At 69.0% G+C, this 15876-nt stretch carries 11 protein-coding genes and 1 pseudogene; 9 read left to right on the top strand and 3 right to left on the bottom strand.

Translation table 11 applies throughout. From position 1 onward, the window contains the following. Positions 1 to 75: 75 nt before the first annotated feature. The 6 genes and pseudogenes from AB0E90_RS29655 to AB0E90_RS29630 form a co-directional block, all read left to right on the top strand. A complete protein-coding gene (locus tag AB0E90_RS29655; RefSeq protein WP_360412878.1) occupies positions 76 to 1848 on the top strand; it encodes a beta-L-arabinofuranosidase domain-containing protein in 1773 nt (590 codons plus the stop codon). A 14-nt stretch (positions 1849 to 1862) separates the two neighbouring features. Then, entirely contained in the window at positions 1863 to 5111 is a 3249-nt protein-coding gene (locus tag AB0E90_RS29650; RefSeq protein ID WP_360412875.1) for a discoidin domain-containing protein, read from the top strand. 13 nt (positions 5112 to 5124) lie between these two features. Continuing rightward, on the top strand, positions 5125 to 6390 hold the full coding sequence (locus tag AB0E90_RS29645) for a sugar ABC transporter substrate-binding protein (RefSeq protein WP_360412872.1): 1266 nt from the start codon (positions 5125 to 5127) through the stop codon (positions 6388 to 6390). Between the two features lie 54 nt (positions 6391 to 6444). After that, a complete protein-coding gene (locus tag AB0E90_RS29640) occupies positions 6445 to 7335 on the top strand; it encodes a sugar ABC transporter permease (RefSeq protein ID WP_360412869.1) in 891 nt (296 codons plus the stop codon). Between the two features lie 9 nt (positions 7336 to 7344). Continuing rightward, positions 7345 to 8130, top strand: coding sequence for a carbohydrate ABC transporter permease (locus AB0E90_RS29635; RefSeq protein ID WP_360412865.1), 786 nt, complete (start codon positions 7345 to 7347; stop codon positions 8128 to 8130). Between the two features lie 45 nt (positions 8131 to 8175). Further along, positions 8176 to 8310 (top strand): annotated as a pseudogene (locus AB0E90_RS29630) (LamG-like jellyroll fold domain-containing protein); the annotation flags it as partial. A 61-nt stretch (positions 8311 to 8371) separates the two neighbouring features. Here AB0E90_RS29630 and AB0E90_RS29625 read toward each other — a convergent pair. After that, positions 8372 to 11287: a discoidin domain-containing protein gene (locus AB0E90_RS29625; RefSeq protein WP_360412862.1), complete on the bottom strand. Its 2916-nt coding sequence runs from the start codon at positions 11285 to 11287 to the stop codon at positions 8372 to 8374. Positions 11288 to 11425: 138 nt separating this feature from the next. On the opposite strand from AB0E90_RS29625, the gene AB0E90_RS29620 reads away from it, so the two are divergent. After that, positions 11426 to 12616: an MFS transporter gene (locus AB0E90_RS29620; RefSeq protein WP_360412859.1), complete on the top strand. Its 1191-nt coding sequence runs from the start codon at positions 11426 to 11428 to the stop codon at positions 12614 to 12616. A 106-nt stretch (positions 12617 to 12722) separates the two neighbouring features. After that, positions 12723 to 13148, top strand: a complete 426-nt coding sequence (locus tag AB0E90_RS29615; RefSeq protein WP_360412856.1) for an SRPBCC family protein — start codon at positions 12723 to 12725, stop codon at positions 13146 to 13148. On the opposite strand, the gene AB0E90_RS29610 is transcribed toward AB0E90_RS29615, so the two are convergent. Next, positions 13120 to 14460: an alpha/beta hydrolase gene (locus AB0E90_RS29610; protein ID WP_360412853.1), complete on the bottom strand. Its 1341-nt coding sequence runs from the start codon at positions 14458 to 14460 to the stop codon at positions 13120 to 13122. The two genes, AB0E90_RS29615 and AB0E90_RS29610, sit on opposite strands and share 29 nt — an antisense overlap. Before the next feature lie 133 nt (positions 14461 to 14593). Between AB0E90_RS29610 and AB0E90_RS29605 the strand changes: the two genes are divergently transcribed. Next, on the top strand, positions 14594 to 15148 hold the full coding sequence (locus AB0E90_RS29605) for a hypothetical protein (RefSeq protein ID WP_360412850.1): 555 nt from the start codon (positions 14594 to 14596) through the stop codon (positions 15146 to 15148). 20 nt (positions 15149 to 15168) lie between these two features. Here AB0E90_RS29605 and AB0E90_RS29600 read toward each other — a convergent pair whose 3' ends face one another. Beyond that, positions 15169 to 15855, bottom strand: coding sequence for a metal-dependent transcriptional regulator (locus AB0E90_RS29600; RefSeq protein WP_360412847.1), 687 nt, complete (start codon positions 15853 to 15855; stop codon positions 15169 to 15171). Positions 15856 to 15876: the final 21 nt, after the last annotated feature.

The raw sequence follows: 15876 nt of genomic DNA, 5'->3' as shown, positions 1-15876 counted from the left end.
CCGACCGTTGACAGTGGCGAAACACACTGCAACCATTCCCGAAAAGGTTTTCGTTCCATTTCGGAGGGTGGCGCGATGACGGGACCTGTCGAGCCGAGAAGAGGAGCCGTGCGGCCGGTGAGCGTGCGGCTGACCGGCGGCTTCTGGGCGCGGCGCCAAACGGTCAACGGCACCGCGACCATGCGGCACAGCCGCACCTGGATGGACCGGCTCGGCTGGACCGGCAACTTCCGGGCGCCCGGCACGGCCGTCACCCGGGGCCGCGAGTTCAGCGACTCCGAGGTCTACAAGCTGGCCGAGGCGCTCTGCTGGGAGTCGGCCCGCCCCGGCGGCGAGCCGCACGACGACGAGCTGGCCGAGCTCACCGCCCTGATCGGCGGCGCGCAGGACGCCGACGGTTACCTGCACACCGCGTACGGCCGGCCGGGCCAGCCGAGGCGGTACAGCGACCGGCATTTCGGCCACGACCTGTACTGCGCCGGTCATCTGATCCAGGCGTCGGTGGCGGCCGCGCGCACCGGCCGGGCGCCGGGCCTGCTCGACATCGGCATCCGGGCCGCCGACCACATCTGTGCCGAGTTCGCCGACGACGGCTTCTGCGGCCACCCCGAGGTGGAGACCGCGCTGGTCGAGCTCTATCGGGTGACCGGCGAGCGGCGCTACCTCGACCAGGCCGCCGCCTTCGTCAACCGCCGCGGTCACCGATCGCTGCCCGAGCACGAGTTCGGCTGGCAGTACTTCCAGGACGCCGTCCCGATCCGGTCCGGCACGGTTTTCCACGGCCATGCCGTCCGGGCGCTGTATCTGGCCGCCGGCGCCGTCGACGTGGCTGTCGAGACCGGCGACGACGAACTGCTCGAGGCGGTGGCCCGGCAGTTCGACCGCACGCTGGCCCGCCGCACCCACCTCACCGGCGGGATGGGCTCCCGGCACATGGACGAGAGCTTCGGCGAGGACTTCGTGCTGCCGCCCGACCGGGCCTATTCGGAAACCTGCGCGGGCGTGGCCACTGTCCAGCTCGCGCACCGGCTGCTGCTGGCCACCGGCGATCCGCGTTACGGCGACATCGTCGACCGGGTGCTGCACAACGTGATCGCCACCTCGATCGCCGATGACGGCCGTTCCTTCTTCTACGCCAACACGCTGCAGCAGAGGACACCGTCCGAGGCGCCCACCTTCAAGAAGTTCAGCGGCGGCGCCCGGGCCCCCTGGTTCGAGGTGTCCTGCTGTCTCAACAACATGGCCCGGCTGATCGCCTCGCTCGGGAGCTACTTCGCCACCGAGGACTCCGGCGGCGTTCAGCTGCACCAGTTCGCGCCGATGCGGGTCGAGGCGGGCGGGATGGTGCTCGACGTCGACACCGGTTACCCGGACGACGGTGTGGTCACGGTGACCGTGGTCGAGGCGCCGGCGGTTCCGCGAACACTGACCCTGCGTGTCCCGGAGTGGGCGGCCGGTGCGGACGGCGTACACCGGAGGGTTTTTCAAGCCGGGGAGCGCATCCGTCTCGACCTGCCGATGCGCCCCCGGTGGACTTTTCCCGATCCGCGGGCTGACGCGCTGCGCGGATGCGCGGCGGTCGAGGTCGGCCCGATCGTCATGTGCGCCGAGTCGACCGATCAGGAGGACGGCGTCCACCTCGACGAGATCCAGGTCGACACCTCGGTCGCACCCGAAGCCGGCGCGGCGAAAGGCCGCCGCGCCAAACCGGCCGATTCCGGCTGGCCGTACCGAAGTCACCGTCCCGCCCTCGAACGCCCTGATCCGGTCGTGGTTCCGCTCCTCCCGTACCACCGATGGGCCCGCCGTGGCCCGTCCACGATGCGGATCTGGCTGCCGACAACCTGAAAGGGAGGTACGCGATGCCGCATCCCCGGCTGGCACTCGCGTTGACGACCGTAATGACCGCAGCGGTGCTGACTCCCACGGCGCCCGCATTCGCAGCCCAGACCATCGGCTATCCGACCTTCTCCGGGCCCGCCCTCCCGGCGATGCCGGCGGCGATGACCACCGGCAACACCATGCAGGCGATGTACGACGCGGAGAAGAGCGGCACCGATTTCTGGATGGATCGGCTGCTGTCCCGCTCCGGCAACGATCCGGCCGGCACCTGGCTGATGAGCCGCGGCCGCGCCGTGTTCATGAAGACCCACACCCCGTCCGTGCTGGGCTTCGGTGGCGCCGTCGCGTACTGGGAAAGCATCAACGACCAGGCCGCGTTCACCGTGACTGCCGGGTCGGGCACCTGGACCGAGCAGGTGGCGTCGCGGTGGCAGGCGCCGAGCCACTGGAAGAGCGTCCATACCAACGGATCGCTCCGGATCAATCAGACAAAGTTCATCACCCAGAACGACGTGGCGGTCGACAACCTGACGATCACCAACACCGGCTCGTCCTCGCAGACGGTGGCGCTGAGGGTGACCTCGCCCTATGCGACGACGGTCAGCGGCTCGGAGCTGACGGGTCAGGTCGCCGTCAAAAACGGACTTACCACGATATTTCCCCGACTGTCCGGGGACAGCTTCGCAGCGGCGAGCGGCGCCCTCACCCGATCGGTCACCCTGGCGGCCGGCGCCACGACCACCGTCAAGATCCAGCTCGGATTCGTGGCGAGCGAAATCCCCGAATCGCTGTCCGAATACAACGCCTACAAGGCGCTGACCCCGGACAACGCCTTCGCCGCCCAGGTGCGGACGTACAACCAATGGTGGGCCGACAACGTCCCCTACCTCGACGTCCCCGAGCCGGCGATCAAGAAAGAGATCTACTACCGCTGGTGGCTGATGCGGTTCAACTATCTCGACGCCAACATCCCCGGCCAGGACTTCCAGTTCCCCACGTCGGTCGAGGGCGCCCTCGGCTACAACAACGCGATCGCGCTGACCCAGCCGATGCACATCGACGACCTGAAGTACCTGCGTAACCCGGCGTACTCGTACGGCCCGTGGCTCTCAGTAGGACAGGTGTCCAAGGGCGGCCGGTTCATGGACAACCCCGGTGACCCGGAGAACTGGTCGAACAGTTACACCCAGTACATCGCCGAGGCGGCCTGGAAGAGCTTCGAGATCCACGGCGGCCAGCCGGCCATCGCCGGCAACCTCGCGAAATATGCCGAAGGCGATGTCAAGGGCCAGCTCTCCTACTACGACCACAACAACGACGGCCTGATCGAGTACGACTGGGGCGCGCTCACCGGCAACGACGCGGACGCCGTCTCGTTCGACTGGAAGTCCGGCAACATGGACCGGGCCGAATCCGCCTATGTCTACAGCGGAGCCGTCGCCGCCGCCCAGGCCTATGCCGCGATCGGCAACACCGCCAAGGCCGCCGAGATGCAGGCCACCGCCGACCGGATCAAGAACGCGATCGTCACGTACCTCTGGGATTCCACGAACAAGCTGATCGAGCACCGGCACATCGCGTCGAACAGCCTGGTCCCCTGGAAAGAGATCAACAACTATTACCCGTACGCCGTCGGCGCGATGCCGAACACCGACGAGTACAAGCAGGCGCTGCGCCTGTTCGCCGACCCGGCCGAATATCCGATCTTCCCGTTCTACACGGCGAACCAGAAGGACAAGGCGCTGGCCGCCGCGGCCGGCTTCCCGGGCAGCAACAACTTCTCCACGATCAACTCGACGGTCCAGTTCCGGCTGTACTCGAGCGTGCTGCGCAACTACCCCAACCAGTGGATGACCGCCGAGGACTACAAGAAGCTCCTCTACTGGAACAGCTGGGCGCAGTACATCGGCGGCAACACGGCCTGGCCGGACGCCAACGAGTTCTGGGCCGACTGGAACGCCGGCACCTCCACGATCGACTACCGCTCGTGGATCCACCACAACATCCTCGGCAGCAGCAACTGGACCGTCATCGAGGACGTGATGGGCCTGCGCCCGCGCACCGACAAGCAGATCGAGCTGTCCCCGATCAGCATCGGCTGGCCCAACTTCGCGGCCAACAACCTGCGCTACCGCAACGCCGACCTGAGCATCGTCTGGGACGACCCGGCCGACGGCGTGGTCAAGTACGCCGGCATCCCGCAGGGCTACTCGATCTTCGTGAACGGCACCCGGGTGGCCACCGTCGACAAACTGGTCCCGCTGACCTACAACCCCGACACCGGTGCGGTGACATTGCCCGCCGGCGGCAGCGTGACCTACAGCCAGGCGTACGCCGGGCTCCAGGCGCCGACCCAGGTGGTGCAGGGCAGCGCCCAGATGGTCGACATGTTCAACAAGGCCGGCGTCGACCTGACCGCCGACCTGCCGAATTACGCCTTGAATGCCGCGACGACGGCCTCCTACACCACGTCCGGGACGGCCGGCGCGAACGCGGTCGACGGCTTCCCGATCAACGAGCCGCTCTGGGGCACCTACGGCTCGCCGAACGCCACCGACTGGCTCGAGCTCAACCTCGGCCAGCAGCGCACGGTCAACGAGGTCCGGGTCTGGTTCCGCAACGACCGGGCGACCAACCACTACCGGCAGCCGTCGTCGTACCAGGTCCAATATCTCAACGGCAGCACCTGGACCACCGTCGCGACCGCCGCCGGCCAGGCCAACTACAACGTGGCGCAGTTCCCGGCGGTCAGTGCGACCCGGCTCCGGGTGCAGGTCACCCACGCGAGCGGGGTCAAGACCGGTATCACCGAGGTCAAGGTGGCCAATCGCGGCGGCGTGGTGACAAACGCCAACAAGGCGCCCAGTGCCACGCCGACGGCCAGCTACACGTCCTCATGGGAGAGCGTCGCGGCCCTGAATGACGCCATCGACCCGCCGTCGTCCAACGACACCGTCAACCGGCGCTGGGGCACCTGGCCCGATACCGGTGAGCAGTGGGGCCTGCTGACCTGGCCCGCCGCGCAGTCGCTGTCAAGCGCGGACGTCTATTTCTTCGACGACAACGGCGGCGTACGGCTGCCCGCGTCGTGGAAATTGCAGTACTGGAACGGAACCGCCTACGTCGACGTGGCCGGCGCGTCCGGCTACCCGACCGCACTGAATCAGTACAACCACGTCACCTTCACGCCGGTGAGCACGACCCGGCTACGGGTGCTGCTGCAGAGCGGCACCGCGTCGGTCGGCCTGCTCGAGGTCAAGGCTTTCTAGAAAGGATCGGCCCTTGAAACGATGGCTGTGCGGCACCGTCGCCGCCCTGCTCGTGGTCGGTGCGGCCGGGTGCGGAGGAGACTCCGGGTCCGGCTCCGCCGAACCGGACAGCGGCGCCAACCTCACCCTGTGGACGCGCGCCGCGACCGAGACCATCTCCAAGCAGTACGCCGCGGCCTACAACGCCACCCACAAGAACAAGGTGCAGGTCACCGCGTACCCCAACGAGGAATACCCGGCCAAGATCGCGTCGGCGGCCGGTGCCCGGGCGCTGCCCGACCTGTTCGCCTCGGACGTCGTCTTTGCCCCGCAGTACGCGTCGCAGGGCCTGTGGCTCGACATCACCGACAAGTTCAACGCACTACCGATCAAAGACAAGGTCGCACCCGCACACGTACGCAACGGAACGTGGAACAAGCGCAACTACGCCGTGCCGCACACCATCGACATGTCGGTGCTGCTCTACAACAAGGACCTGTTCACCAAGGCCGGGCTCGACCCGGAGAAGCCGCCCACCACGCTGAAGGAGTTCGCCGACGACGCCCGCAAGGTCGACAAGCTCGGCGGCGGCGTCAACGGCACCTACTTCGGCGGCAACTGCGGCGGCTGCAACGTCTTCACCATGTGGCCGTCGGTCTGGGCCGGCGGCGGCGACGTGATGAACGCCGACGGCACCGAGAGCACCGTCAACAGCCCGGCGATGAGCGACGTCTTCGCCCTCTACAAGCAGCTCTACGACGAGGGAGTGGCCGCGCCGGCGGCCAAGGACGAGGCCGGGCCGACCTGGCTCGGCGCCCTGCAGAGCGGCAAGATCGGCATCGCGCCCGGCCCGTCGGCCTGGCTCGGCGTCATCGAGGAGAAGGCGACGTTCAAGGTCGGTATCGCCCCGATCAGCGGCCTCGACGGCGGCGAATCCACGTTCGTCGGCGGCGACGCCATCGGCATCGGCGCTACCAGCAAGAACGCCACCGCCGCCTGGGATTTCCTGTCCTGGACGCTCGGTGACGACGCCCAACTCGAGGTCATCGCCAAGAACAAGGGCGTGCCGGTCCGCACCGACCTGGCCAGCAACAAATACTCCGCCGCCGACCCGCGGATCGTGGAGATCAACAGTTTGATGGCGAAGGGCAAAACCCCGTACGCCAAGAATTTCAACGCCACCTACAACGACCCGCAGAGCCCGTGGGTCACCGCGTTCCGGGGCGCCTTGTTCGGCCCCGACCCGCAGAAATCCCTGAACGACGGCGCCGCCGCGTTGACGTCCGCCCTGCAGAAGTAGATCCCGGCCCGCCCGTCGGTTCGACGGGCGGGCCGCCACAACCGGAGAGATCTGATGACCTTGCTAGCTCCGCCTCGGCCGACGGTGCGCGAGGCGCTTCCGGCCCGGCGCGGTTTCCGGCGGCGGAGCCGATGGATCGGCGCCCTCTACGCCGCGCCGACCGCCTTCGTGGTGGGCCTGTTCTTCGTGGTGCCGCTCGGCCTGGTCGCCTGGATGTCGCTGCACCGCTGGCCGCTGCTCGCCCCGCCGACGATGAACGCGCCGGCCAACTTCGCCGGCCTCAGCGACGACGACCTGCTACGCACCGCGGTCTGGTTCACTCTGAAATACACGGTCGTGGTGACCGTCCTGCTGTTCGCGCTGTCGTTCGGTCTCGCCCTGATCGTCCAGCACTCCGGCCGCCTCGTGACGATCCTGCGCACCGCCTACTTCCTGCCCGCCGCGGTCGGCTTCGCCAGCGCGTCACTGCTCTTCCTGGGCCTGCTCAGCGACGAGATCGGCCCGATCAACGGCCACGTCAGCGGCAGCCCCGCCAATGCCCTCGGCGCCGCGGTCGGCCTGGTGCTGTGGCGGTTCGCCGGATTCAACATGCTGATCCTGCTGACCGGCCTGCAAGCAATACCGACCGAGGTGTACGAGGCGGCCCGGCTCGACGGCGCCTCGGCCTGGCAGGCGTTCCGGAACATCACGGTGCCGTTGATGCGCACCACGATCGCGCTGGTGCTGACCCTGATGGTGACCGGTTCGCTGCTCGCCTTCGACCAGTTCTGGATCCTCACCCGCGGCGGCCCCGACAACAGCACCACGTCGCTCGTGATGGTCATCTACCGCAAGGCCTTCATCGAACTGGACCTCGGCTCGGCCGCCGCCGTCTCGGTCGTCCTGCTCGCCGTCCTCGTCGTTCTCAACGCCGTGCAGCTGACCGTGCTGCGCCGCCGTTCGTAGGAGCCCGCGATGCGCATGTCCCGGATCACCGGCGCCGCCCTCGCCGTCCTGTTCCTGTTCCCGCTGGCCTGGAGCGCATGGGCGTCGGTGCGCACGCCGAGCGGTTTCGGCCTGGAGAACTATTCGCGGCTGTTCACCGCCGACAACGGCATCCGCTTCGAGCACGTCGTCAACAGCGTGGTGGTCAGCGGGCTCACCGTCGGCGGCACGCTGTTCGTCGCCACCCTCGGCGGCTACGCCTTCGGCCGTTTCCAGTTCCCCGGCAAGAACGCGCTCTTCCTGCTCACGCTGGCGATTCTGATGGTCCCGTACGCCACCATCCTGATTGCTCTTTATGTGCTGCTGGGCTGGCTGGGCCTGCAGGACTCGCTGATCGGCCTCAGCCTGGTCCTGATCATGTTCCAGCTGCCGTTCTCGATCTTCATGATGCGTAACGCGTTCGAAGCCATCCCCGCGGAGCTGGAGGAGTCCGCCCTGATCGACGGCTGCGGCAGCCTGGCCGTGCTGACCCGGGTGCTGCTGCACGCCGTCCGCCCCGGCCTGATCACGGTGGCCCTGTTCGCGTTCCTGACCTCGTGGGGCGAGTTCTTCGCCCCGCTGATCCTGCTCAACTCGACCGGCAAGTTCACGATGATGCTGGCCGTCGTGAACATGCGGACAGCCACCTTCGGCGCCATCGACTACCCCGCGCTCGAGGCCGGCGTGACCGTGATGGCGATCCCGTGCCTGCTGCTGTTCCTGATCCTGCAACGCAGCTACGTCCGGGGCTTCATGTCCGGCGCCCTGCGCAGCTGACCACCCGACTCCCGCAACCGACTCCCCGCAACGGCCGCCGCCGGTGGTCCGACGCGGAACTGGCTCGGCCGCTCCCCATACGCCGATCCCTATCTGGACGGCGCTCTCGACAACGTGCGGTTCTACCACCGGGGCCTGACCGCCGCCGAGGTGTCGGCGTTCGCGGCCAACGGCTCCTGAGATCCGTGGCGAAACGGGAGGGGCGTCGGCCCGAGGACCGGCGCCCCTGCACCCCCGTACCTCAGCCGATCTTGATGATCTTTGCGACGCTTGGCACGCCGTTGGCGTCCAGAGCGAACAGCATCCAGTAGCCGGGCACCGCGATGCCCTTGTCGGCCGGGATCGTCAGGTTGTAGCCGCCGCTTGCTGCCGTCGGGGTCAGCGACAGCCGCCGCTGGTCGGTGTCGACGGAGTGGGTGGCGGTGCCCATCCGGATGATCGAGAAGGCGCTGACCGCCGCCCCGGTCTTCACGTTGATCGTCGCGCCGTTCGCCGCGGTGGCCGGGGCGCTGGTGATCGTGGGGCGGGCGGCCGGTGCGCCCGCCGCGGTCAGCAGGTACGGCGGGGTGAAGATCTGCCCGTCGAAGTGGTTGGTGTCGCAGTTGTCGCCGCAGAGCCCGCCGCCGGCGCTGAGGATCCGCGCGTCCGGGAGGAGCAGAGCGACGCTGTGGTAGGTCCGCGGCACCGCCTGGGTGGCCATCGTCGTGAACGTCTCGGTCGCCGGGTCCCACAGTTCGGCGTTCATCACCGCGGTGTTGTCCGAGAACGGCACCGCGAAGTTCTCGCCGCCGACCACGAAGACCTTGCCGTCGGGCAGGACGACGCTGTTCTGGAACGCCCGGGTGTTGGCCATCGAGGCGACCTTCTTGCTGGTCACCGTGCTGCCGCTGATGGTCAGGACGTAAGCGTTGGCGGTGGCGTCGGAGCTGTCGTAACTGGGTGCCCCGCCGATGGTGAGGATCTTGCCGGTGTCGTACATGACCGCGTTGCCGTTCATCGCGTCACCGTCGGCGCCGCGGGTGCCGGCCGAGGCGACCGAGCCCTGGCCGCTGATCGTGTACCAGTTCATCTTCTTGCTCGGCCCGGCCTGCAGCACCTTGTTGCCGCTCCACGCGAACAACCAGGCGTGGTTGTCCTTGCGGTAGTCGCCGCCAGTGGTGCTGGTGTCGGCGGTCAGCATCGGCACCACGTCGGCGCCGGGCAGGGACGTCCAGCCGGCCGCGGCCGACCAGACCTCGCCGCTCTTGTGGTCGACGTCGAGGCCGCCCTTGCCGCCGTTCCACGAGCCACCGATGGTGAACACCCGGCCGTCGCCGAGCGTCACGCTCGACTGGTAACCACGCCCGATCGTCATGTCCGGCCCGCGGGTCCAGGCGTCGGTCGCCGGGTTGTAGATGCTGGTGGCCGACGCGTCGTTGCCGCCGGTGACCATGATCCGGCCGTCCGGCAGCACCGAGATGCCGGGGCAGAACATGTCGTGCCCGGTCTCGGTGACCTCGCGCTGGGTGACCACGCCGGTGGCCGGGTCGTAGGTGGCGGTCAGCGTCCGGCCGGTGCCGCCGACGTAGTCGTTGTTCCAGGACGCCGACCAGGTGAGCACCTTGCCGTTGGGCAGCACCGCCGCCGCGACCGGGATCAGCGGGAAGCCGACCGGCGCGCTCCAGGTGCCGCGGCCGGCGACGACCGAGCCGCTCGGGCCGAGCACCCAGAACTCGGCGGCGGTCGCCCACGGCCCGGTGTTGCTGGTGGTGATGATGATCCGCACGTATCGGGCGGTGGTCGCCGGGAAGAGCACGGACTGCTGGGCGACCGAGTTCGGCGAGAACGCGGCCGTGATCCGGTCGGTCCAGGTCGCGTTGTCGGTCGACGTCTGAATCCGGTACTGGCCGATCAGGCCGTTGAGCGAGGAATCCTGCCGGGGCAGGTAGGACAGGCCGCCGATGAGCTGGCTCGACTTCATGTCGATCGTGTAGGTGTGCGGGAAGTCAGGCACGTCCGACCCGCTCCACACGGTGTGCCAGAGGGTGTCGGTGTTGCCGTCGATGGCGTTGACGGCCCGGTCGTCCTCCTCGGCGGTCTCCTGGGAGTCGGCGGTTGCGGCCCAGCCGGTGCGGCTCAGTCGCGGGTCCGCTCGGCCGAGCAGGTTGATCTCGGCGGCCGAGGTCCACGGGCCGCGGCGGCCGGCTTCGGTGACGGCGGTGAGGCGTACGTATCGGGCCAGTTCCGAGGTGAACGTCGTGGTCTGCGACGTGGTGAGGTCGGCGAACGAGCCGGTCGCCACGTTCGGCGACCAGGTCGCGCCGTCCATGCTGGTCTCGATGCGGTACTGGCCGATGTCGCCGTACTGCGCGCCGTCCTGCCGGGTCAGGTAGCTGAGGCCGGAGACCAGGTTCGCCGCGTGCATGTCGATGGTGAACGTGTGCGGCAGTGCGGGCGAGGCGTCCTGCCACTGGGTGTGCCAGTAGGTGCCGGTGTCGCCGTCGATCGCGTTGGCCGCCTTGCCGTCCTCGCCCGCGGTCTCCTGGCTGTCCGCGGCGACCGTCCAGGCGGTGCGCGGCAGCACCGGGTCGGTGCCGCCGAGCAGGTTGATCTCGGCGGCGGTCGCCCAGGTGACCCGCTTGCCGGCCTCGGTGACCGCGGTGAGCCGGACGTACCGCGTGATCACCGTGCTGATCGTGACGGTCTTGACCGTGGCGGTGTCGGCGAAGGTGCCGGTGGCGACGTTCGCGCTCCAGGTCGTCCCGTTGTCGCTGACCTGCACCTTGTACTGCCCGATCCGGCCGTTGGCGCCGGTCAGGGGAAGGTAGGTGAGGCCGCTGAGGGCCACCCGGTTGTGGGTGTCGATCGTGATCGAGTGCGGCATGGCGGTGGTGGTGCTCTTCCACGCCGTGGCCGTGTTGTCGTCGAGCGCCTTGGCGGCCTCGAACCCGGCGACGGCGGTGTCCGCGGCGGCCGTCCAGCCGGTCTTCGGCAGGGGCGCGGCCGTGGTCACCGCGACCGGCACCGCGCGGGGCATCACGTGCTTCGCGTGCTCGTCGGCGCCGCCCGCCGCTGATTCGCCCGGCGTCGGTTGGTGCAACGCCACCGCAACGCCGGTGAGCAGGCACAACACCGCAGTAGCCGCCGCTCGGGACAACAGCCTGCCTGGCACGCGCATTTTTCCCCCGTGTGGTGTTTCTCGTCCGGGCATATCCAACGCGGCGAGGGCGAGCGGCGCATCCGACGAGCGGTCAGATGACGGCCCAGGAAGGGACTGTTCTGCGGCCTCGGAGCTTTAACGAGTAAGTTTCGGTGAGTGACCGCCGCCGACGTCGACCGCCCGGAACTCGAGCGCCCGGAACTCGAGCGGGCCAAGGTCGCCGTCGCGGCCACCTTCGCGACCAACGGCCTCGCCTTCGCCGGCTGGCTGGCCCGCGCCCCCGCGGTGCGGGCCGATCTGCATCTCTCCGCCGCCGGGTTCGGCCTGCTGTTGCTCTGCATCTCGGGCGCCGCGATCATGTCGATCCCGCTCTCCGGCCCGCTCGTGCAGCGGGTCGGCCCCGCCCGGACCATCCTGCTCGGCAGCAGCTCGATGGTGCTCGGCCTGATCGGTCTCGGCACCGGCACCCTCACCGGCACGGTCGCGATCGCGGCGGTCGGGCTCGTGCTGGTCGGCGCGGGCAACAGCGCCTGGGACGTCGCCATGAACGTCGAGGGCGCCGACGTCGAGCGCCGCCTCGGCCGCACGATCATGCCGCGCTTCCACGCCGGCTTCAGCCTGGGCACCGTGCTGGGCGCCGTCGTCAGCGCCTTGGCGGCGGCCTGCGGCCTGCCGATCTGGGCGCAGCTCTATCTCACCGCGGCGGTGGCGGCGGCGATCACTTTTCCGACGGTACGGCGTTTCCTGCCGCACGTGGCCGGTCGTGCGGACCGTCCCGGCGCGATGCGTGTCGCCCAGGCCTGGCGTGAGCCCCGCACCATCCTGATCGGACTGATCATGCTGGGGTTCGGCTTCGCCGAGGGCACCGCGAACGACTGGCTGGCGATCAGCCTGGTCGACGGTTACGGCGCGAGCGAGACGATCGGGGCCATCGGGTACGGCTCGTTCGTCACCGCGATGACGCTGTCCCGCCTCTTCGGCGGCTACGCCATCGAGCGCTGGGGCCGGGTGGCCGTCCTGCGTGCCACGGTGGTCTCCGGGATGGCCGGCCTCCTCCTGGTGATCTCCGGCTTCGCGGTGCCGGTGGCCCTGCTGGGCGGCCTGCTGTGGGGAGCGGGCTCGTCGCTGGGCTTCCCGGTGGGCATGAGCGCCGCGGCCGACGATGCGGCCCGCGCCGCGATCCGGGTCTCGGTGGCCGGCTCGATCGGGTACGGCGCCTTCCTGGCCGGCCCGCCCCTGATCGGCGTGCTGGCCCAGCATTTCGGCGTCCTGAACGCGATCCTCTGCGCCCTGGTGGCGTTGCTGATCGGCCTGCTGGCCTCGGGGGCGGCGAAGCCGCTCCGCTGATCACGCGGCCGTAGCGGGCGCACGGCCGTTCGTTGCAGCCAGGCCGCACCGGGCGGACGGGACTCGTGCTGCCCCCGTACTCAAGAAGATTGATTTATGGTTTGGCATGGATTTTGACGAGTCGGCAGTGATTCGGGCCGGTCTGGCGGCGGCGCCCGAGGCGGTGTGGGCGGCGTTGACCGAGGCGGGTGCGCTGCAGCGGTGGTATTGGCCGGAATCGGTGCATCCACGAGTGAAGTCCGATCCCGTGGTGGGTGGGCGATTCGGGATCGATGCGGATGGTATGGGGTTTGCGGGGGAGTATCTGGAGCTTGATCCGCCTCGCCGGATGGTGCAGAGCTGGCGCTGGGCGGGCGACGATCGGGACTCGCGGGTGACGATCGAGCTGAGTCCGGAGGGTGACGGCACCGACCTGGTCGTCACGCATGACCGGGTGGATGCCGCCACCGCGCAGATGTACCGTGCCGGGTGGGAGAGTTGCCTGGCGCGGCTGCCGAGTTATCTCAGCGGTGCGCCGTCAGGAAATCGGTGATCACGTTCGCCAGCACGGCCGGCTGCTCGATGACCATGGCGTGCGAGGCGTCCGCGAGCTGGAGATATTGCGGGTGCCCGGCGGCGGAAGCCTGCGCGACGAGGTAACGACGGTGCGCCGCGTAAAGGTCGGCGAACGGCTCCTGCTCGGGCAGGTCGCGCGTCGGAAGCACCAGCAGCTCGGGGCAGGTGGTCGCGGCATAGACCGTGGTCAGGTCGAGTTCGTTCATGAGTTTGCGCAGTTGCGACGTGGCCGCGGCGGACGGGCGGGTCGACGTCTCACCGTTCTCGTGCACCAGGTTGCGACGGAAACCCTCGATCCATACCTTCTCGTTGGCGCCCATGTCGCGGGCCGCCGCCTGCTGGCGTTCGACCAGGTCGGGCAGTTGGTCGGCGGGGATCACCCGGCCGCCGAGGGCTTCCATCTGGTCGAAGATCGCGTGCAGCCGGGCCAGCTCGGCCACCGCCTTCTCCGGATCGAGCCCGGGCAGATGCGCGGGCAACGTCGGTGGCGGGTTGCCGTCAAGGCTGATCACTGCCGGTGACTCCGGGTGACGCTGACCCCAGAGCGCGGCGAGCATGCCGCCCAGGGAGTGGCCCACCACGGCGGGCCGGTCCAGCTCGAGTTTCTCGACGACCGCGGCCACGTCGGCCAGGCCCGCCTCCCAGGTCCAGACCCCGTCGCCGGAGCGGCCGTGTCCGCGCAGGTCCATGGTGATCACCCGGTGGTGCGGGCGCAGCGCCCGGGCCAGCGTGGTGAGCTGGGCGAGGTTGCCGCCGGCGCCGTGCAGGAGCAGCAGCGGGGGCTGGTCGCCGCCGAAGTCGCGGATCGCGATCGGCAGCTCTCCGGCATCTATCAGACGATCGTTGATCATGGGTTCTCCTCGGAGGCGGTCGCGGATGGCGGCGGACGGCACGCCGCCGTCGGGATGACGGGGCAGGCGGCCGCGCCGCACCAGGTCGTGGACGCCCTGGCGGGTGATGCCGAGCATGGCGCCGGCGGTGGCGTAGGAGACCGACTCGGCCCACGGGTGACCGGCCCGCACGGCGATGACCTGGCCGAGCGGGGTGGCCCACCACTCGGGCGGCGGGTCGAAGGGGCGGTCGCTGGGGTAGAGCGTGGCGATCAGCCGGGCCGCGGCCAGCGTGGCCTCCCGATCACTGCCGTGACGCATGGTGTCGGCCCAGCGGCGGGCCCGGAGCGTGACGATGCGCCGCAGCGCGTCGACCGCGTCGTCCCCCTCGAGCAGCACCTCGAGCGGGTCGAGCAGGCGGACGTCGAGGAGCCGCACGATCTGCTCGACGAGGTCCACGGGGTCAGATCCTCGCGGCCCTTGACATCACGTGTCAAGTCACGTTGCGTGTTCGCAAGGTGCCTGGTGCGGCCTTTCGTGTTATGGCCGGGCAAAGTACGGTTCTCCCCGAAAACACTCGGGAGGATGGACAGTGCGTTCGCGTCTCATCGCTGTTGCGCTGCTCCTGGTTACCGTGGCCGGGTGCGACAAAAAGGATAAATCTTCCGAGGATGACGCCCTTCCGCCGGTCGACGTCGTCGAGCAGCCGGCCGCCTCGGCCGGTGGCGCCTGCATCCTCTGGGACTGGGACTTCATCACCGACAAGATCGGCGTCAAGTTCGAAGTGGCCGCCTCCGACCAGGTCGACGACACCTCGACCTGCGTCGTGCAGACCATCGCCACCGACTACCCTGACCTGGCGCTGAGCGTCGTGGAGAGCACCCAGGCCGACGCGAAGCTGTTCAACTCCGAGCTCAAGCCGGAGAAGGCCACCGCGATCAAGGGTCTCGGCAAGGCTGGTTACCGGCTCAACACGGCCGCGAGCGGCACGCACGGACCGGTCGTCGAGATCGGCTGGCTCAGCGAGGCGAAGCAGCTGCAGACGCTGCGCTTCACCTTCGCCAAGACCGCCAAGGCCGCCGACGTGACGGCCATGAACTCCAAGCTGCTGAACCTCGCCAAGGCGATGGACACAACAGCGGGCTAGCTTTTCTCCCTGCGACGCTCTCAGTGCGCCGCCACGAAGACCCGCGACGCCACCTCGCGCGGCAGGCGGATCTTGTCGCCCGAGCGGTCGATGGTCACGGCGTCACGTTCCTGTGCCACCGTCACCGTCGTGCCCGGGTCGATGCCCGCCGCGTGCAGCTGGCGCAGCACGTCGGAGTTGGTCTGCACGCTCTCGCAGATCCGGCTGACCACCACACTGCCGGTCAGCCCCGGGAACGCCAGGTTGCGCTCACCCGTGCTGACGTCGACCGCATCGTCGTCGCGATCCCCACCCAGTGTTTCCAAACCCGGAATCGGATTACCGTACGGCGAACGCGTCGGCCGGTTGAGCAGCTCGTAGACCTTGCGCTCGACGGAGTCGCTCATCACGTGCTCCCACCGGCAGGCCTCCTCATGGGCTTCCTCGTAAGGCATGCCGATGACGTTGACCAGCAGCAACTCCGCAAGCCGGTGCTTACGCATGACCGCCACGGCTGCCACCCGGCCGGCCGGGGTCAGCACCAGATGGCGATCCCCCTCGACCGTGAGCAGGCCGTCGCGCTCCATCCGGGCAACCGTCTGGCTGACCGTCGGACCGCTCTGGTGCAGGCGCTCAGCGATGCGGGCCCGTAGGGGCGGCACACCCTCCTCCTCCAATTCGAGGATGGTCCGGAGGTACATCTCGGTCGTGTCAACAAGATCATTCAAGGTGCGGCCCTCCCAGCAGCG

This window comes from Actinoplanes sp. NPDC026619, from assembly GCF_040638295.1.
GTDB lineage: Bacteria > Actinomycetota > Actinomycetes > Mycobacteriales > Micromonosporaceae > Actinoplanes.
The sequence above is the reverse complement of the archived record's forward strand: the minus strand, read 5'-3'. Positions and strand labels throughout refer to the sequence as shown.